Below are 19,455 nucleotides of genomic sequence, written 5' to 3'. Positions count from 1 at the left end.
AAGGGAAGGGCTTTTCAAAAGCCTACCCCAACCCCTCCCTAAAGGGAAGGGCTTTTCAATTTCTCCATTAATGCCCATTAATTGTCCCATAAATTTCTGAACATTTCGCGCGTTTCGTATTCCAAAACCAATTAATGGCTTATTAATGAATCAAATTCATGAACATTAATGTTTCAAAAAGGCGGTCCTTTTGTCTTTTGCCCTTTGTCTCTTAGCTCTTTGTCTCTTAGTCTCTTTGTCTCTTAGTCTCTTTGTCTCTCTAGTTGCAATGTAGGGTTTAATGTATAGTTTGTGTATAGTTTGCGCCCCAAACTATACATTCCATAACGCACGGAAAATCAGATGGATATAGGGTTTGTGTTGGGTTCAATGTATAGTTTGTATAGTTTTTTTGTTTCCCCTTTTTTATACGTATAGAGGAAGCGGTGACAAGCGTGCAAACCCTACATGACTGAAACCCGAGTGGACCGCCACCGCTCCTTCTCCATCTTTTCCGTATCTTTGCCATCGCAGTGCTTTGATGACACTCCTTATCCCATAAATTCAGACACCCCTTAATCCATTCCCGCATGAAGAACATCGCCATCATCGGTGCCGGCGCGGCAGGCTGTTTCTGTGCGCAGCGACTGAAAGAACTGCGCCCCGAAGCAAAGGTCACCGTTTTCGAATCCCACTCCAAACCCTTGGCGAAGGTGAGCGTCACGGGCGGCGGACGCTGCAATCTGACCAACAGTTTTGCCCTCGTGCGAGATTTGCGTGAGGTCTATCCGCGAGGACACCAACTGATGAAACGCCTGTTCCACGTTTGGAACCATTGGGACACGATGTCCTGGTTTGAAGAGCACGGTGTGCGCCTCGTCACTCAGGAGGACGAGTGCGTCTTTCCCGTCAGCCAAAACGCCATGGAAATTGTGGAAGTGCTGCGTCGAGGTTTGGACCTGCGACTCCAAACGCGCGTCGCCGCCATCGAAAAAAGAGAGGATGGAAAGTGGGAAGTGTTTGCCGAAGCGAAGAACAGCGTAGGCGTGTTCGACGCCGTGGTTGTCACCACGGGCGGTGCGCGCCGCTTTTCGTGGTTAGCGCGCTTGGGCATGGAGATTGTGCCGCCCGTGCCGAGTCTTTTCCCTTTCAAACTCGAACCCGCCGGTTTGGAGCAGATGTCCGGTGCCGTGGTCAAAGACGCCGAACTGGTCCTTCCGGGTACCAAATGCCGTGCCCGCGGCACCGTGCTCGTCACCCACAACGGCATCTCCGGTCCCGCCACGCTGAGACTGAGCAGCTACGCCGCCCGCTTTCTGGCAGAGAAAGCCTGTTGCGCCGACTTGGTCATCAACTGGATGGGTGAGTTAGGGGAGGAACAGGTGCGTGAGGCGTTGCGCGACTTTGCGCAAAGCCATCCGAACAAATTGGTCATCGGCACGGTACCCGCTTTTGATGGCGATGCCGCGCAGCGCGTTCTCACCTCCCGAATGTGGGAGTTCATGGTGGCGCGTGCCGGCATTCATCCGCAAACGCGTTGGAGCGGGATGGGGAAGAAACAGTACAACAAACTTGTGACCGTGCTTACGGCAGACACGCACAAGGTGACGGGACGCGTGCCCCACAAGGAAGAGTTTGTGACGGCGGGCGGCGTCTCGCTCGCTGCCCTGGACAGTGCGACGTTGGAGAGCAAGACGCAGAAAGGCTTGTTTTTTGCGGGCGAGGTCACCGATGTCGATGGCGTCACCGGCGGTTTCAATCTGCAAGCCGCCTGGACCATGGCAGAAGTCGTGGCAAGGGGAGTTTGAACGATCCACGATCCACGCTCACAGCCCTGCCGACTGTGAGCAAATTTCAAAAGACGTTTGTCGGACAGCAATGGAAAAACGATTTAGGCAGTAAGTCTGCCGTTTGCAGCACGTAGTTTTGACGGCGTGTTTTTCTCACAGGAAAATGATGATGGCGGCGGCGATGAGGAGGAGAATGAGGAACTCAAGACATCCGTCGAAGGCACCTTGATGGGTTGAACTACCGGCAGGGGCAACGGTTCTTCTGCGCCGTTGCCGAGGCGCGTCGGACTTGAAGAGGTCGAAGATGCTGAAGGTGAGGCGATAGTAGATGCGGTTGTAGATGGCTCGCATGGGATGTACCCAGCCCATGCCGCGTTTTCCATACCAAGGAATAATGGCACGCTTGATTATTCGCGTGCCATACCCCTTTGTTCTTGCCATGAATGCCTTCTTGACAGAAGGCTTGCGCATTCCGATTCTCATGTTTCGGACGTTTGATTTCGCTGACGCAGACTTCTCAGAACTCGCTGGTGAAGTGGAAGCGTATGTCCTTGAAATCCTGCTGTGCCATTTGCAGCACGTAGCCCGAGTCAGCGAGGAAGACATCGCGACCTTCGATGTCGGTTGCCATGTACTGATACTTTCTCTTTTTGAACTCCTCCAGCGCGGCGGGGTTGTCACTGTCAATCCAGCAGGCTTTGTAGAGATGAACCGGCTCCCAGCGGCAGCGGGCGTTGTATTCGTTCTCCAAACGATATTGAATCACTTCAAACTGCAGTTGTCCCACGGTGCCGACGATGCGGCGTCCGTTGAAACTGTTGACAAAGAGTTGAGCGACGCCCTCGTCCATGAGTTGTGCGAGCCCTTTGTTGAACTGTTTCGTCTTCATCGGGTCGTCGTTTTCAATGTATTTGAACAACTCGGGAGAGAAGGAGGGCAAGCCGCGGAAGTGTAGGTCTTCGCCTTCGGTCAGTGTGTCGCCGATTTTGAAGGTCTGCGTGTCGGGGAGACCGACGATGTCACCCGCCCAGGCTTCGTCGATGGTGGTCTTGCGCTGCGCCATGAACTGGGTGGGAGAGGAGAAGCGTAGCGTTTTTCCCGTGCGGATGAGTTTATAGGGTTTGTTTCGTTCGAAGCGTCCGGAGCAGACCTTGCAGAAGGCGATGCAGGAGCGGTGGTTCGGGTCGATGTTGGCGGTGATTTTGAAGATGAAACCGCTGAACTTGGCCTCTTCGGGATTGACTTCGCGCTCCTCTGCCACGGTGGGACGGGGGCAGGGCGCAATCTTGACGAAGCAGTCGAGCAACTCCTTCACGCCGAAGTTGTTGAGGGCGGAGCCGAAGAAAACGGGGGCAGTGTCTGCCGCCAAATAGTCGTTCACGTCAAAGGCGGGATAGACGCCGTCAATGAGTTCCAAGTCTTGGCGGAGGCGTTCCGCATCAGCATCGCCGACGTGTGCTTCCAAGTCATTGCTGTGGATGTCCACCGACACCTTTTCCGTCACCTTCTGCTTGTCCGGTGTGAAGATGTCGAGACTGTTTTCAAAAATGTTATAGACGCCTTTGAATCGTGCTCCTTGGTTGATGGGCCAGGAGAGCGGGCGCACCTTGATTTGGAGTTCCTGTTCGAGTTCGTCAAGAAGGTCAAACGGGTCTTTGCCTTCTCGGTCCATCTTGTTAACGAAGATGAGCACGGGCGTTTTTCTCATTCGGCAGACGGTCATGAGTTTTCGCGTCTGTGCTTCCACGCCTTTTGCGGAATCGACCACGATGATGGCGGAATCCACGGCGGTGAGGGTGCGGAAGGTGTCCTCGGCAAAGTCTTGGTGACCCGGGGTGTCAAGGATGTTCACCTTGAAGCCTTCATAGTCAAACTCCATGACGGAAGTCGTGACGGAGATTCCTCTCTGCTTTTCGATTTCCATCCAGTCGGAGGTGGCTGTCTTTCGGATTTTGTTGTTTTTGACGGCACCGGCGACTTGAATCTGACCACCGAAGAGCAGAAGTTTTTCGGTGAGCGTGGTCTTTCCGGCGTCAGGGTGAGAGATGATGGCGAAGGTGCGTCTGCGAGATATTTCTTGGTTCATGTACTAAGGGGCAATAGGGGGGCAAAGAGACAAAGAGTCAAAGAGACAAAGAGACAAAGAGACAAAGAGACAAAGAGACAAAGAGACAAAGAGTCAAAGAGTCAAAGAGACAAAGAGTCAAAGAGACAAAGAGACAAAGAGACAAAGAGTCAAAGAGTCAAAGAGACAAAGAGTCAAAGAGTCAAAGAGTCAAAGAGACAAAGAGTCAAAGAGTCAAAGAGACAAAGAGACAGAGAGTCAAAGAGAAAAAGAGTCAAAGAGTCAAAGAGTCAAAGGGTTTTGGAGACAACTTTGACAACGGGGGACAACGGAGACAACTTTTGGGATTTGGCTTGTCGTCTATAATTATTTCAAACATTCTTTCAGCGCATCAAACCACCAGGGGATGGTGATGTCGTAGGTCTGTCGGATTTTGGATTTGTCAAGCACGGAATAGTGCGGGCGTTGCGCCGGGGTGGGGTAGTCGGCTGTGGTCAGCGGCTTGACCCGGCAGGAGCGGATGCCCTCGAGGCGGTGCACTGCCTGTGCGAAGTCATACCATGAGCAGGCGCCCTCGTTGGTGTAGTGATAGACACCCGGTACGATGCCTTTTTCAACGATGAGAAGAATCGTTTTGGCAAGGTCGCGAGCGTAGGTCGGGGTGCCGATTTGGTCGGCGATGACGCCCAGTGTGTCGCGCTCCTTGCCGAGGCGAATCATCGTTTTCACGAAGTTGTTGCCGAAGGTGGAGTAGAGCCAGGCGGTGCGGATGACCATGGAGCCGGGGCAGTTGCGAATGACGCTTTCTTCTCCTGCGAGTTTGGTGCGACCATAGACCGTTTGGGGATTGGTCGGGTCGTCTTCGCGATAGGGGGTGCAGGCGGTGCCGTCAAAGACATAGTCCGTGGAGACTTGAATCATGGTGGCACCGACGGCGGCGGCGGCTTCGGCGAGATACTCCGGTGCGGTGTGGTTGAGGAGTTCGCAGAGTGCTTCGTCGCTCTCGGCTTTATCGACGGCGGTGTAGGCGGCGCAGTTGATGACGACCGACACGGCGTGTTGTTCCATGAAGAGGTTCACGGCTTTTCGGTCGGTGATGTCCAATTCGTCTTTGTCGGTGAAGATGAACCTGACGTCTTCGTTTTCTTGCGGTGCCAGTTCGCGCAGTTCACTGCCCAACTGTCCGTTGCATCCTGTGACAAGAATGGTTTTCATATATATAATGTGTAGAGGGTTCGATGCGGTGTGGCTGTGGTTCAAGATTAGTCCTCAAACTGTTCGGGGTGTTCTTTCTGTCGGAAGAAGAGTTCGGAGAGCATGCCGAGCCAGTGGGAGAGTTGCTGTGCCGCGTCCTGTGTGGGTTGCGTGATTTCACGGTGTTGCAGGCGGCAGAGCATGATGCCGTAGAGGAACTCAAAGGCGGTGTCAATCTCCGGGAGTGAGGCGGGAGACGATTTTGAAAGTTCCGAGGTTTTTGAGGTGTCTTGCGCTTGCTTGTTCTTTGCTCTGAGTTCCACGATGAAGGGCAGGATGCGGTGATAGGCTGCGGCGTAGGCAGGGTGTTTCCCGCATTTCATGGCGAGGCGGTGCGTGTCTTTGAGTTGTATGAGCACGTTTTGGCAGATTTGCAGGTGTCCGTGTTCTGTCACGCCCTCTTCGTGCATCATGCGGCAGAGGTCGGCATACCATTGCTTCATCTCCTCCATCGTCTTTTCGTCTTTCAGTTGAAATCGGGAGAGATATTGTTCAGCAATGGTGTCGGCGTCCGTGTGGAAGGCACGCAGGATGTCTTCCACCTGCCACATGTAGAGCAGGTATTCAGCCAAGTTCTGTTGGCGAAGTTTTCGCGCAATTATCATGAGGAAAGTGAATTTTCAAAGGACCAAGCGAGGGCGTGCCGCTCAGTTTTAGGTGGAAATCCCGTTTAAGGGGTGTTCTAAAAATTAGGTTGAGAACGTAAGCACTTTCTTTTGAACGTTCCTTATTCCGTAATTTATAGCACACCCCTTAATAGAACGAGAGGTTGAAGAGCGTCATGCCGGCATAGACCACCGAGCAGATGAGCACAATCACGCCGATGGTTCGGTTCAGCACGAGGATGCCTCGGTTGCTGAAGTTCTGTTTCATGCGGTTGATGACGTAGGTCAACCCCAGCCACCAGAGCATGGCTCCGGCGACGATGGAAAGATAGCCCACGCATTGTCCAAAGAAGTTGCCGGGAATGACAAACGTCAGCATGTTGAACAAGGCGATGAACAGAAGAATGATGAGCGGGTTGGAAAGCGTGACGAGAAAAGCGGTGGTGAAGTTGTGAATCAAAGTGCCTTTGCCGGAAGAGGAGGGGCGGAGACATTTTCTCGGGTCGGTTCGGTACATGTAGATACCGAAGATGAAGAGCATGATGCTGCCGATGAGTTTCAACCAGAACAGATTCTCTTTGTCGTCAATGAAGTCCATCACCAACGACATGCCCAGTCCGGTGACGAGGGCATAGAAGATGTCGCTCAGTGCGGCGCCGGCACCGGTGACGATGCCGAAGATTCGACCTTTCCGAATGGTGCGTTGCACACAAAGAATGCCCACGGGTCCCATCGGCGCGGAGGCGATGATGCCCACGAGAAGTCCTTTGATAACCAGCAGGAAGGGACTGGCAAATTCAACGAAAATATTGTTGTCCATAAGCATCCGTTAGCGCAGAAGCGGCACGAATCGCATTTCGTGTTCAATCTGCTTCTGTCGTTTACGCATATATCGCGATGGTTTCAGCGAACTGAATTTGAGTGGATTGGGAAGTGTGGCTGCGATGAGCGCACAGTTTGCTCGGGTGAGTTCTGAGGCTTGGCAGCCGAAGTGGCGGAGCGCAACGGCTTCAACGCCATAGATTTGAGGTCCCATTTCAATGCTGTTGAGATAGACCTCCATGATTCTCTCTTTTGACCAGAGGAGTTCAATCAGCACGGTGAAGTAGGCTTCCAGTCCTTTCCGCAGCCACGTGGAGGAGGGGGTGAGGAAGACGTTTTTGGCTGTCTGCTGACTGATGGTGCTGGCGCCTCTTCGGCGTTTCCCTTTTTTCATGTCTTTGGCGGCGGAGCGAATGGCGTCAAAGTCAAAACCGTGGTGAGAGAGGAAGTTGGCGTCTTCCGAGGCAATGACTGCCACCGGCATGTATTTGCTCATTTCTTCCAGCGGTACCCAACGATGATGAATGGCGGGTGTTTTGCCATCGATGATGCTCTCGCCGCAGCGAATCAACATCAGCGGAGTGACATAGACCGGCACCCAGCGGTAAACCAACACGGACAACACACTGATTGCCAGGAAACCCACCGCCAGCCATTTCAGAATTTTGGTGATAGTCTTGAAGGTGAACATCACGAGAAGGTTGTCTCTGAGGCAGAGGGAGAAAAGAACAGCCCTTTGGGAACGCGGTCAGACAGCGCTGTTCCCAAAGGGTCGCAAAAAGTTGTCAGAAGGGAAGATCGTCTACTGTGCCGGCAACGGGTGCGGCAGGAGCAGCGGGTGCGGCAGGTGCAGCAGGTGCAGCAGGTGCAGCAGGTGCAGCAGGTGCAGCAGGCGCAGCGGGAGCGGCAGGAGCGGCAGGAGCGGCGTCGGGACGTTGCACCTTCCAAGCGCGCACGTCATTGTACCAGCGACCGTTATATTCGCGTGCTTCAATGTCAAAAGAGACGGTCAGCACCTCGCCCACTTGAATGTTGAATTCGCGCAGACGGTCTTCGCCGAAGACGCTGAACATACATTTGCGGGGATATTGCTCCATGGTTTCCAGGACGAACTCCTGCATTTTCCAACTGTTACCCGTGCGGGCGGACACGCCGCCTCTCGGCTCGTTGGCTACGATGATTTTTCCGGTGATTTCCATAAGATATGTTTGTGTTAAGAGTATATATTCTTTATTATTTTTCAGCGGATTAGGATATTTCCCTGAAGGAGTTGTTCAGAAGAAAGAACTTCGCGAGACAGGTGCGGCGTAGCGTCTCGATGCCCGCTGAATCCGGAGAAAAAGTGGGTGGCGCAAGTGTGGTGCGCACATACCACTCCGCAAAAGTACGATAAAAATTTCCAAAATCACACTTTCTTGCCTGTGTAATTACCTTTGCACAGTGTGAAGTACAAAAAAACTTTCAGTCTTTTGCTTCCAACTTCACTTTTTCTTAACTTCGCTCCGACTCTCTGATTCACGGGGTGTTCTAATTCTCAGCACGTCCCTTACTTCTTTTCAAAGCAAAGTCCCAAAGGTTCATGAAAAAGTCCATCGTCTATATCGTCAATCCCATTTCCGGCACGCAACGCAAACGGCGCGTGGCGGAGTTGGCGCTTGAACTCACGGACAGAGAGGTCTTTGAAGAACCACGTGTGCTTCAAACAGAACATGCCGGTCATGCCGAGGAATTGGCGCGTCGCGCTGTCGAGGAAGGGGTGAACGTTGTCGTCGCCGTTGGAGGAGACGGAACGGTCAATGAGGTGGGGCGTGCCCTGGTTCACACGGACACGGCGCTTGCCATCGTTCCCTGCGGCTCCGGAAACGGGCTGGCGCGTCATCTTGACATTCCGCTGGCGCCGAAGGGAGCGATTGAGATTATCAACCGCGCTGTGATTCATACTCTTGACTTCGGTCGCATCAACGAGCATCCTTTCTTCTGCACTTGCGGCATCGGCTTTGACGCCTATGTTTCCCAAAAATTTGCCGAGGCAGGGAAGCGCGGCTTCAAGACTTATGTGGAAAACACGTTGTTTTCCGGTTTCTCCTACAAGCCGCAGACTTATACCATCACGAATCACGGCGAGACGACCACCTGTCCTGCCTTTCTCATTGCCTGTGCCAATGCTTCGCAGTATGGGAACGACGCACTGATTGCGCCCTATGCCAGCATGAAAGACGGTCTTCTTGATGTGGTCATCATGAAGCCTTTCAGCACGATTGAATCGCCTCAGGTGATTCTGCAACTTTTTGCCGGGACGCTGCCGGAGAGCAGTCACGTTCGCACGCTTCGCACGGACCATCTTCACATCCTTCGTGAAGAGGACGGACCGGCTCATTTTGACGGCGATGCCTTCATGACGGGAAAGGAGATTGACATCCGTCTCGTGCGCCAAGGTTTGAACGTGGTGGTGAACGAATCAAAACGACGCTTCCGCCTCACGCCGACCTCGGTGTTGGGCGCACGTCTCTTCCCACGCCTTTTCCACGAATGGATTCGTGACCCGGAACGCTTTTTGAAAGAAGCTCACAACGGCTTCAAACGCTCCGGAAAAGCATGGCTCGAGAGATTCACTTCGGGCAGGTGAGGCGGGGGGACACTTCAATCTTCACTCATTGAGACGTGTCATTGTGCGCTTTCCGCAGCCGTCTCAAGTAAGTCTTGATTCTTCATAACACCTATAACACTTCCTATGCACTTTCCTCTCTTTGTTTCTTTGTTTTTAACGGTTTCCTGTTCTTCGTGCAATGCGACACCTTCATCCGCTCATGCGTCGGAGGGAGGTGAAGAAGGCGCGGCGAACTCTACGAGTGAACAAGTCCTCAATGGTTCTTCATCGAGTGAAAGTGCGGTGGAGTTGGACTACACTCGCGCCGATTCACTCCGTGTCGTCGAACTCTTGAAACTTCGTCAGCCGAGCGATGAAACGTCTGACGTGCTTTTCATCGCACGTCAGTTTTTGGGTGTGCCCTATGTGGGTGCCACACTTGAGAAGCCCGGTGAGGAAAGATTGGTGGTGAATCTCCGTCAGTTGGATTGCACCACTTTCGTTGAGACCGTCTGTGCCTTGGTGATGACGCGCCGCAGCGGCAGTGTGTCGTTTGCGGACTATTGCGGGCATCTCCGCAACCTGCGCTATCGTGACGGTCATTGCGCCGTGCTTTCTCGTCTTCACTATTTCTCTTGGTGGACTGCCGACAAAGTGAGACGCGGTTTCATGACGCCGGTCAGTTTTCCCGAGTCTTTGTTGGAAAAACATCGTTTTGTCGTGAGTTACATGAGCGACCACCCCGACTCCTATCCTTTTTTGAAGAATCGTCCGGAGCGCACCGACTCCATTCGTCTCATGGAGCACGAAACGCCTGCCGATGGCGTTATGCTGCCCCAGCGTCACACGGGTCTTTCGGCATCGAGGTTGAAGGGCATTGCTGACGGCGACGTGATTGGCGTGGTCACGTCCAAAGCGGGGTTGGACTATGCCCACGTTGGTTTTGCCGTGTGGGGAAAGGACGGCAGGATTCATTTGCTCCACGCCTCCTCGCAGTTCCACAAGGTTTTGGAAACTCCCGAAACTTTACAAGCCTATCTGACCCGGCGCTCCTCCTTCCTCGGCATCTGCGCTTGGAGACTGAAGTAGGGGAGTAGGAATCATCTTGTCTTCTTGCCCTTTATTTTGTCATTTTCTTTCCCTTTATTTCGTCACCTTCCTGACTTTTGCTCGTCACCTTCCTGACTTTTGTTCGTCACCTTCCTGACTCTTATTTGTCACCTTCCTGACTTTTGTTCGTCACCTTCCTGACTTTTGTTTGTCCCCTTCTTGACTTTTGTTCGTCCCCTTCCTGACTTTTGTTCGTCACTTTCCTGACTCTTGTTTGTCACCTTCCTGACTCTTGTTTTTCACCTTCCTGACTCTTATTTGACTGAACTATTTGGAGTTCGTTTTATCGGTCCACAATAAAAAAGACTGCGTCGGCTTTTGCTGACGCAGTCTTTGTTTGAGGTTCGTTTCCGGTGAAGTTCCGGAAGTGAGTGTTAGTTCGGGAATACGGGTTTGGGCTGGAGTTTTGCCTGTACGTTGGAGATGGCTTCCACCATTCCTTCGGGCATGGCTTGGATTTCTCCGCTTTCGACGAGGGCATCCATGTCAGTCTTGAACTCGTCGTACATTTTGGGAGTGATAATCATCCACTTGTTGCCGTAGTCGCCGATGCGCATGGCCACTTGGCGGAAGAAGCCCCAGCGTTCGAAGTAGGGAAGGAGGTTGTACTTCGTGATGCGGGAAACCTTGCGCACCCAGTTCATCATGAAGGGAGCGGAGTTCTGATACCAGTGGTTTCCTTTGACGAGGTAGCCTTCCGTGTTCCAGCAGCTTGTGGGATATTTCTCTGCGAACTCATCGTATTTGTTGTTCTTGTTGCCGTTCATGGCAGAGGCGAGGAGTTCGTATTTATCAACAGCACCTTGTTTTTCAACCTGTGAGCCGTTCGGTTCATCGTTTTGACGAAGGCTTTCATACCAGTCTTGTGCAATGTCGGGCACACCGTTCTGGATGAAGTAGTCATAGAGGAAGAGGTAGGGGCAGAGCGTTTCACCGACACCGACTTCGTGGATGGAGACGGCTTTGGCGGGATTCACGGTATACTGAGTGATAATGCTGTCCTTCATGGTGAGTGCGAACTCACGTGCTTTTGCGCTCTGCAATTCGTTTGCGTAGGTGTAGGCGAGGTGACGCTTGGTGCTATTGAGCGATGCGGGTGCGCCTTTCACTTCGCTGGCATAGACATTGGAATAGTCGTGTTTGATGAAGATGTTGCGTGCGTTTGCATACTGGCTGTTGGGATTCACGGTTCCGTCGTTGGTTCCTGTCATGCGGTTGTTGGTGTAGCCCATGCGCATGATGTTGAAGTAGGACTTCATGTTGTTGCTGACTTCTCCGAGTCCGGACCAGCAGAAGTAGGGGAGCATCTGGTGCTGGTGTCCCCATTCGTGGGAGAGACCCCAGATGGCGTCTTCGTCGTTATAGACAAGCGTTTTGCAACTGAGCACGCGCGGTTCCTGATCCACGTGGAAACTTACGCCGCGTCCGCCTTGGAACATGTAGTAAGTGAAGTTCACGTATGCACAGGTGAAGTTGTTGGGAGTGCGGTTATATTTGTGCAGACCGATGATTTCGTGTTCCCAGATGGCGAGGGAGTCCAAGACGTGGATGAACTGACGATAGCCGAGGGAAGTGCCGTCAGTGGCGACGCAGTTGCCATAGAGTCCTTTGGATCTCTCATTGGGGAAGTAGTCCTTGACGCCGTGGCTGGTCCAGATGGAGTGTACGTTGTTTCCGACCACATCCATGCAGACGTTGGGAGCGTCGGCGCACATCTGGTGCATTTCTTCGTTGGTTTTGTCGAGGCTGAGATAACCGTTCACCTCTGCGTTGATGAAGTGAACCTTGATGGCGGGTTTGAGGTCCCAGTTTACGTCAGAATAGTAGCAAACATAGGCGAGACCATCGTAGGCAAAGGGATAGTCAATGATGTTGATGCCGTTGGAGAGGCTGTAGTCATATTCCACGGGGTTTCCTCCGTCAAAGTTTCCGCTGCACTTTCCTTCGAACCAGGCGATGACGTGGAGCGGGACGCTCTGTCCTTCTTCAAGACCGCTGACGGCGATGGCATGCTTACCCTTGCTGATGCTGATGCCGGTGACGCCGGCGTTCTGGTCGTAGAGTTTGCCGGGTGCGTTCATCTCATTGGAGAATGCCTGCGGAGAGATGCGGCAGATGTAGTCAGCTACGCGATAGTTCTTGTCATAGGTTCCGTTGAAGAGCGCCTGTGCGAGAGATGAGACGAAGTCATCTTCGATGGCGTTGATGTCTTCCTGTGTCACGCTTTCTTTGAGTTCGGAGAGAGAGGAATCTTTGAAGATGCTGAAGAGTGTGGAGCGATTGTTGATGCCGAATTGCATTTCAGCGCAGCTGGCATAGTTAGCACTTCCGCTGAGCACCTCAAATTTGATGGATTTGACGTTGGTGAGGGGAGTGTTGAAGTCGTAGCGATGGGCGCCGGCGGTTTTTTGCCAGTCCAACTCGGAGATGAGTGTGTAGGCTTCTTCGTCTCCGCACTGAGCGTAGATTTTCACCTTGCCGAAGTATCCGTTGGGAGTTCCATCACTACGGGTGATGTAGTTCACATAGTCAATGCGCTCTGCATTGTCAAAGTTATAGATGAGCACGACGGGATTGCTTTCGGAGAGTCCGAAGTCAGGATTCCAGGAGCTGTGCCAGAAGGTGGCGGTGTTTCCGTCGTAGCTCATGGAGAAAGGCTTCGTGGATTGGGATGTGTTGGCAGAACCTCCGGTGGGAGTGACGAAGTCATCTTGCGGAAGTTCGTTGAAGCTTTCATTTCCGGTTTGTGTGATGACCAACGTTTCTGCGATTCCTTGTTCCTCGTTGGAGAAAGTCACGCTGCCTTCTCTTTTTGCGGACAAGGGGTTTGTTTGGAGGTGCACATAGACCGTTCCTTCAGTTCCTTGTTCCACTGAAATCCATTCCGAGTTGGTGGTGGTGGTGAAGGGCACGTTGGCAGTGATTTGGAAGCAGAGTGTGCGCTCCAAATAGCTCACGGTTTGATTGTGCGGTGTGATGATGGCGGGGAAGCTGCCATCCACGAGCTTGTTCTGGGCTGTGGCTTCGGGAGCGTTGAAGAGGCTTCCGAGAGCGATGGCTGCAAACAAGGAAAGATATTTGATGCGTTTCATATGATTAGATGTTCTTTTTTTGTGAAAAAGTGGAAGTGGTCATGTGGTTCAGAGTGCCACTTTCTTTCCGTTGATGACATAGATTCCGGAGGGGAGGGTGATGGTTTCGTTTCCATGGACGTTCATGCGAACCACTCTGCGTCCGGCAGCGTCGTAGATGTTCACGACTTGGGGTTTTGCGCTTTGGAGTGTCACGCTTCCTTTTCCGGGTTGCAGTGCCAGACCGTCTTTGCTGTCCACTGTCAGGTCTGCAATGCCGGAAGTCGGATCAACGATGGCAAAGTGTGTGGTGGTGAAAGACAAACCGGGATAGAGGGCGGGGAAGGTGATTTCCACGTATGCTTCTTCGAAGGGATTGAAGAAGCTGCTGGCGCCGGCGTTTTGACCGGTGAGTGATTGGACGTTGTAGTCTCCTGTTTGCGAACCGATTTTTTTCAGTTTCATCTCAGAGAATTCAGTTTCTCCGGCTTTGCGTCCAAAGTATGCAAAGGTCAGTCTGTCTCCTTCCGGACTTTTGGCATATTCGCGGAGGTCTAACCAAGATTCCTCCTTGTTTCTGTCAACCCATTGGCAGATGTTGATGTAGTAGTTTTCACCATTCTGTTTCAGCACGGAAGTGATGTCGATGTTGGGGTCTTGGTTGTTGTAGTTGAAGTGAGTGATTCTCGCTTTTGTGTCCTTTCCGGGCAGTGTGGCGAAGGTCAGTTTGTTTCCTTCGCAGTTGTAGGAATAGAGTTCCACGTCTTCGTTCAGGCTCACGCTGGTCAGTTGGTTCTGAGAGACGGAGAGCGTGTTCAATTCGGGGCTGAGCGCGAGGTCCAGTTTTTCCAAGTTGTTTCCGTCTGCCACGAATTGTCTCAGTTTAGCGAAACCTGAGGTAGGAACGATGATTTGTTGATAGTTGTTTCCCGTGCAGACGATGGAGGTGATGGACGGAGCGAGTCTCAAATCCAATTTTCCGCTGAGGTTGTTGTTGCATGAAACCAACATGTCCAGATTGCTGTTCATGCTGAAAGAACTTCCGGTGAATTTGTTTCCGCTGATGTCTGCGGTGCGGAGCGTATTGATGCGATAGACGAACGGAGAGGTTCCGGTCAGTTTAGCGACATTCTGCATGCCGTTGTTGGAGATGTTCAGGTTCTCAATGTACTTGTTTTTGTTGGCGTCAATCAACATGTGAGTGATTTGATTGTCGGCACAGTTCAAGTCTCTCAATTGGGGGCACACGGTCACGTCCAATGCCGTGAGTTTGTTGCCTTGGCAATAGAGTGAGACGAGGTTGGGAGCCTCGGAGAGGTCAATGCTCGTCAGTTCCTGGCCTGCGCAGATGAGGGTGCTCAGGCGTTTGTCTGCGCTGATGGTGATGGTTCCACCTTTGATTTCACCTTGAATTTTCAGCACGGGATCTGTGGAGGCAGGGTACTCTTGGGGTATGCCGTCTCCCCAGTCCACGGTGGCACCATGCTTCAGCTGGTTCAAACTGAAAGAGAGACTCTCTCCGACCGGCTTGGCAGTGGTCAACCGGATGGTCTGCGTCTGCGCCATGACAGGCACAGCCAAGAGCATCCCGGCAGCGAGCAAGGATAGCAAGTGTTGAATTTTTCTCATAGTAATAAATTTGATGTTAATGTTGTTTTTCATATTAGACGGGACAAAGGTGCAAAGAAAAGACGTCTTGCACAAACTTTCAACGATAGAATTTAGTAATGATTACAAAATTGGTGTATTTTGTAAACGAGGTCAATGCCCTAAATCAAGAATTAATCGGCTCATTCGTTGGAAATTTTCTTCAGAAAGTCCGGGGCTTTCTCCAGTGCATCCGGTTTCCCGACATCCAGCAGTTGCAGATTTTCTTGGTGCAGTCCGAGCAGGCGGAGGCTGTCGCAGTTTTGCAGATAGAAATCAATGATGGAGAATTTTTCCGGTTCTTCTTTCAGGCGTTGCAAAGCACCGAGACCGAGCACGTGAATGCCTGAGAATGCCAGCGGCGTGAGTTCGCACGGGCAGAGTTCCGGAAAGGGTGTGCGCACCTCGCCTGTTTTGCGGTTGGTCCAGGCTTTCAACTGCAGGGATTGGTCAAAGAGCAGATAGCGGCTTGTTTCTCTGCGACTCACCAAGAGGGCGGCGTCAGCCTCCTCCGCCCGTTTCACCAGTTCCGTCAGTGAAGCGTTGGAGAGAATGTCCACGTTGTGAATGAGCAGAGGGGCGTTGGGATTGGAGAACAAGGCTGCCGCTTTGCGGATGCCGCCTCCGGTGTCGAGGAGTTGGTTGCGCTCGTCGGAGATGACGATGGGGATTCCCCAGTCTCGGCGGGCGAGGTAGTCAATGATTTGTTCTCCGAGATAGTGCACGTTCACCACGATTTCCGTGGCACCCGCTTTTTTCAGGCGTTCGATGGTGTGGTAGAGCAGTGGTTTCCCTTCCACTTCGATGAGTGCTTTGGGCGTGTGGTCGGTCAGCGGTCGCAGTCGGGTTCCCAGTCCTGCCGCGAGAATTAGTGCGTTCATGGTTGTTTTTCTAATGATGGGGATTTCTTTAAAGAGGTGTTCTATAAATCATGGTTTAGTAATCCTCAAAAAATAACCTGCATCATCTTTGAAAATCTTTTCGGTCCATATTTCCTACCTCATCAGTCACATAGCTACGGCTATGCTCCTTCTTCGGGTGAAAATCTGACCTCGAAAATGTCATTCAAATCTGACGCAACTTATTGTTTTCATATTACTTAGTTGATTTCCGACTTCTTTGAGATGAACTTTTGTCAGTGGAGGGCGCATGGCGAACCATGCGACTGAGAGACTTGCAAAAAGGGATGCCAAGAAGAAAAAGCGACCAACGCGTACACATTTTCTTTTGAACGCTCTTTATTTCATAGTTTTATAGTTTTATAGAACACCCCTATACCTTATTATATATATCATGCGGGCTGCGTCTGATGTTTTGATTTGCAGACACAGCCCGTTGTGGTTTTGAGCTTGCGTCTCTGGGACGCGGTTTGTTTTCTTTTCCGCTATATTTTTTCTTATTTTGCGGATTTTCGTGTGTAGATGACTTCGAGGTTGAGCGGATTGTCTTTTCCTCCTTCCAGTTTGGTGGAACTGAGTCCGAGTTCGTGGCGTACGCTTCGGAGAGAGTTGATGGTTTGTCCGTAGTAGGAGGGGGTGGTGGTGTAGTCAGCCTTGACGGGTATGAGCATGAGTTTGTTCCAGTCGGGGTCAGCGTTTTCGAGCCATGCTTCATATTTCGCTGTGCGTGTGGCTTCATCATCTTCTTTTGTCACTCCGGCATTTGCGTCCAGTTCGTTTTTCATGTCTGTGAGCATTTTTGCGATGTTTGCGAACTGATAGACTTTAGCGGTTGTGCTCCAGGTGGCGAGGAATGAAGTTTTGCTGTCCGGGAGCAATCCTTGTTCGAAGAAGTCCTTCACCTTGTCTTTTCGGATGAGGAGCAGGGTGGAGGGTTGCGCCATGGGATATTTCGTCTCGTTTGTTTTTTCGAAGCGTCTGATGGAGAGTTTCGCCTGACTGATGCTGTCGTTGTAGTGTGTGCCGGCAATGAGTTCAGTCAGCGGGATGTTGATTTCGGTGAAGAGGGACGCGGGTGTTTTGAGGAAGGTGTAGGGATTTTTGTTGATTTCTTCCGGTTTCAGTGCGTCGGGATAGTTGTTGGCGATGCGTGTGTTTTGGATGACCTCTTCGGTGGCGGCGAGTCTCTGCATGCCGTCAACGATGGTGTCGTTTCCTTCGTTGGTGGTGGAGTGGTAGCGGAAGTAGAGGTTCATGCCCATCATGGCTGTGGTCAGCATGGAGCCGAGTCCTCCGGTGTGTTCAAAATAGAATCCCGGGCAGACGTGATGGATGAACTGATAGGAGTTTTTGAAATATTCCGGATTTGAGTAGTAGAGGTTGGCAATTCTTTGAGCGTAGGTAGAATCCAGTTTGATGGCGACTTGTCGGTAGTAGGTTGTTCCGCTTGTCTCGTTGTCCGGTCTGCTGAGGTCTTTGATGGCGTAGGTGAGAGACTTGTCCACGGCGGGGTTGTTTCCGAGGAAGTCTTGCGGGTTCAGGTTGGTGTAGTATTGCACTCCCTCTTCCATGATTTTCTCTCGGCTGAGTTCTCTGACTCGCATTTTCATGGTAGCGAGAGAGTCTCCGTAGTATTCCTCAAAATAGATTCGGATGTCACAGGAGTCCATGATGACTTCTCCGTGCTCGTTGGTGAGCATTTTTTCTTTTTTCGGAAGACTGAAGTTCTCGGGGATGTGGAACTGTGCGAGGAAGTCAGAAGTGGTTCTCACTTGCAGTTCAGGGTCCACGACGCAGCCGAGATAGCAGGTGGAAGTGTTGGCAAGCACGGCATCCACGACGACGGTCTGTGTCTCGATGGGGAAGGTTTTGGGTTCGGCTTCTGTGGTTCCGTCGGGCATGATTTCCATGCCAATCATGGCGGTGTTGTCATCGCAGGCGGTGCAGGCGAATGCGACGGAGAGGAGGGAGAAGATTTTGAGGAAAGATTTCATACCGTGATTCCTTCAAGTTCTGTGTGGATGAAAGAATTGATGTTTTAAGGAGTGCTGATAATGAGCGAGATGTGGAGTGCTTATTCTTTCATCACTTGAATGCTTGATCAAAGAAATTCTTGTAAGCCTCTCCGAATTGTTCATCGTCGGGAGTGTGTAGGACGGGCAGGTTCAGAGAGTCTGCGAATTGGAGCAGTTCGGGTTGTGCTCCGCTTTCACCTTCGACGACGGCGTCGCTGAATCTGACCGCCATTTTTCCAAGCGCCAGGGGGTCGGCGAGGTCGATTCCTGCTTCTTTCAGTGTTTTGGCGTTGGCGTTTCTGAAGCAGATGAGTTCTTTGGCGCGTTCAGCGTCCTGAATGAGCGGCAGGTCGTTGTAGAAAGAGGAAACCACCTTGGTGTTGACGAAAGGCGGGTCTTCGTGGTAGGCAGTTTTGATGTAGAAGGGAGCCACGGCGGCAATCCATCCTTGGCAGAAGATGATGTCCGGCGACCATCTCAGTTTTTTGACCGTCTCCAGGACGCCGCGGGCGTAGAACACGGCGCGCTCCAGATTGTCTGCGTAGGGTGTGCCTTTGTCATCAGCAAACATCAAGCGTTTGTGGAAGTAGTCATCGTTGTCGATGAAATAGACCTGCATTCTGGCGGCTTGGATGGATGCCACTTTGATGATGAGCGGGTGGTCTGTTTCATCGATGATGATGTTCATTCCCGAAAGTCTAATGACCTCGTGCAGTTGGTTTCGTCTTTCGTTGATCATTCCCCAGCGGGGCATGAATGTTCTGATTTCCTTCCCGCTTTCTTGGAACACGGCGGGAAGTTTGCGTCCGTGCTTGCTGGGCACACTTTCGGAAACATAGGGGATAATCTCCTGGGTGATGAAAAGGATCTTCTTACACTCCATTACAAACGTTGGTTGTTTTTTTATCGGTCGGTTTGTTTCGCCTGTCGGGCGATTTTTGACCAAGGTTAGGTGAAGCGGTGACTGGTTGTGAGAATTTTTCTCACTTTGAAAAGGTCTGTCCTTCATTTTGGCAGACCATTTTTCCGCCCTGCAAAGTTACGAAAAAAATCTGAAACTCGCGTTTTTGGATTATTTTAAGTACCTGCGTCGCGCGGTTCGGCTCTCCATTGAAGAGGGTGTTCTATCAATCAGGTTGAAGTAGTTTTTGATTCAGTGGAGAAGAACCACTCAAAACCCTACACAGCGGCGGCGCCGTCATCGCCGTGTAGGGTTCTGCGTAACTCCGTTTCAACTCTACACTATACGTAATAAAAAGGGGAAACAAAAAACTATACAAACTATACACAAACCCTACATTTAACCCTGCATTCCTTTGATTTTCCGCGCGTTACGAAATGTATAGTTTGCGCTTCAAACTATACACAAACTATACACAAAACCCTACATTGAGGCGTTCAAAACCCCACACGAAAGGTGGGGGTAAACCCTACACAGAACGCTACATGGAGGCGTTCAAAACCCTACACAAAACGACGCGCAAACCCTACACAAAACGACGCGCAAACCCTACACTGCAACGGCGCGCAGTTTACTCAGGAGCGCACCTAAGTGAAATTAGGAGTAGGCTAATTTTAACCGGGTGCGCTCCTAGTTTTTCTTAGGTGCGC

General features: G+C 51.6%; 15 protein-coding genes. 3 read left to right on the top strand and 12 right to left on the bottom strand.

Annotated features, from left to right (window positions below; genetic code table 11):
* Positions 1-569: 569 nt before the first annotated feature.
* The gene (locus I6E40_RS08810; protein ID WP_235386673.1) at positions 570-1,787 is read left to right on the top strand and encodes an aminoacetone oxidase family FAD-binding enzyme; all 1,218 of its coding nucleotides are present in this window, start codon (positions 570-572) and stop codon (positions 1,785-1,787) included.
* 135 nt (positions 1,788-1,922) lie between these two features.
* Here I6E40_RS08810 and I6E40_RS08805 read toward each other — a convergent pair whose 3' ends face one another.
* From I6E40_RS08805 to I6E40_RS08775, 7 genes are all read right to left on the bottom strand, one after another.
* Positions 1,923-2,252, bottom strand: coding sequence for a hypothetical protein (locus I6E40_RS08805; RefSeq protein WP_235386672.1), 330 nt, complete (start codon positions 2,250-2,252; stop codon positions 1,923-1,925).
* A gap of 34 nt (positions 2,253-2,286) precedes the next feature.
* Positions 2,287-3,855: a peptide chain release factor 3 gene (locus I6E40_RS08800; protein ID WP_235386671.1), complete on the bottom strand. Its 1,569-nt coding sequence runs from the start codon at positions 3,853-3,855 to the stop codon at positions 2,287-2,289.
* 345 nt (positions 3,856-4,200) lie between these two features.
* Positions 4,201-5,049, bottom strand: coding sequence for a dTDP-4-dehydrorhamnose reductase (gene rfbD, locus I6E40_RS08795; RefSeq protein ID WP_235386670.1), 849 nt, complete (start codon positions 5,047-5,049; stop codon positions 4,201-4,203).
* A 47-nt stretch (positions 5,050-5,096) separates the two neighbouring features.
* Positions 5,097-5,693 (bottom strand): DUF4924 family protein, encoded by a 597-nt coding sequence (locus I6E40_RS08790; protein WP_235386669.1) that lies wholly within the window; start codon positions 5,691-5,693, stop codon positions 5,097-5,099.
* A 148-nt stretch (positions 5,694-5,841) separates the two neighbouring features.
* Positions 5,842-6,513: a LysE family translocator gene (locus I6E40_RS08785; RefSeq protein ID WP_235386668.1), complete on the bottom strand. Its 672-nt coding sequence runs from the start codon at positions 6,511-6,513 to the stop codon at positions 5,842-5,844.
* Between the two features lie 9 nt (positions 6,514-6,522).
* Positions 6,523-7,206: a monofunctional biosynthetic peptidoglycan transglycosylase gene (gene mtgA / locus I6E40_RS08780; RefSeq protein ID WP_235386667.1), complete on the bottom strand. Its 684-nt coding sequence runs from the start codon at positions 7,204-7,206 to the stop codon at positions 6,523-6,525.
* A 94-nt stretch (positions 7,207-7,300) separates the two neighbouring features.
* Positions 7,301-7,714: a DUF3127 domain-containing protein gene (locus I6E40_RS08775; RefSeq protein WP_235386666.1), complete on the bottom strand. Its 414-nt coding sequence runs from the start codon at positions 7,712-7,714 to the stop codon at positions 7,301-7,303.
* Between the two features lie 380 nt (positions 7,715-8,094).
* Between I6E40_RS08775 and I6E40_RS08770 the strand changes: the two genes are divergently transcribed.
* Together I6E40_RS08770 and I6E40_RS08765 are read left to right on the top strand one after the other, a co-directional pair.
* Positions 8,095-9,141, top strand: coding sequence for a diacylglycerol/lipid kinase family protein (locus tag I6E40_RS08770; protein ID WP_235386665.1), 1,047 nt, complete (start codon positions 8,095-8,097; stop codon positions 9,139-9,141).
* Between the two features lie 270 nt (positions 9,142-9,411).
* Positions 9,412-10,191 (top strand): N-acetylmuramoyl-L-alanine amidase-like domain-containing protein, encoded by a 780-nt coding sequence (locus I6E40_RS08765; RefSeq protein WP_235386664.1) that lies wholly within the window; start codon positions 9,412-9,414, stop codon positions 10,189-10,191.
* A 395-nt stretch (positions 10,192-10,586) separates the two neighbouring features.
* On the opposite strand, the gene I6E40_RS08760 is transcribed toward I6E40_RS08765, so the two are convergent.
* The 5 genes from I6E40_RS08760 to I6E40_RS08740 form a co-directional block, all read right to left on the bottom strand.
* Entirely contained in the window at positions 10,587-13,304 is a 2,718-nt protein-coding gene (locus tag I6E40_RS08760) for a M60 family metallopeptidase (protein ID WP_235386663.1), read from the bottom strand.
* 48 nt (positions 13,305-13,352) lie between these two features.
* Positions 13,353-14,912: a leucine-rich repeat domain-containing protein gene (locus I6E40_RS08755; RefSeq protein WP_235386662.1), complete on the bottom strand. Its 1,560-nt coding sequence runs from the start codon at positions 14,910-14,912 to the stop codon at positions 13,353-13,355.
* A gap of 161 nt (positions 14,913-15,073) precedes the next feature.
* Positions 15,074-15,811, bottom strand: coding sequence for a nucleotidyltransferase family protein (locus I6E40_RS08750; protein ID WP_235386661.1), 738 nt, complete (start codon positions 15,809-15,811; stop codon positions 15,074-15,076).
* 515 nt (positions 15,812-16,326) lie between these two features.
* Positions 16,327-17,823, bottom strand: coding sequence for a DUF4270 domain-containing protein (locus tag I6E40_RS08745; protein ID WP_235386660.1), 1,497 nt, complete (start codon positions 17,821-17,823; stop codon positions 16,327-16,329).
* A 91-nt stretch (positions 17,824-17,914) separates the two neighbouring features.
* Positions 17,915-18,727: a glycogen/starch synthase gene (locus I6E40_RS08740; protein WP_235386659.1), complete on the bottom strand. Its 813-nt coding sequence runs from the start codon at positions 18,725-18,727 to the stop codon at positions 17,915-17,917.
* Between the last annotated feature and the right edge of the window lie 728 nt (positions 18,728-19,455).

The organism is Prevotellamassilia timonensis, from assembly GCF_021531665.1.
Classification (GTDB): Bacteria; Bacteroidota; Bacteroidia; order Bacteroidales; family Bacteroidaceae; genus Alloprevotella.
Note: the sequence above shows the minus strand (reverse complement) of the source record. Positions and strands in the feature narration are given on the sequence as shown.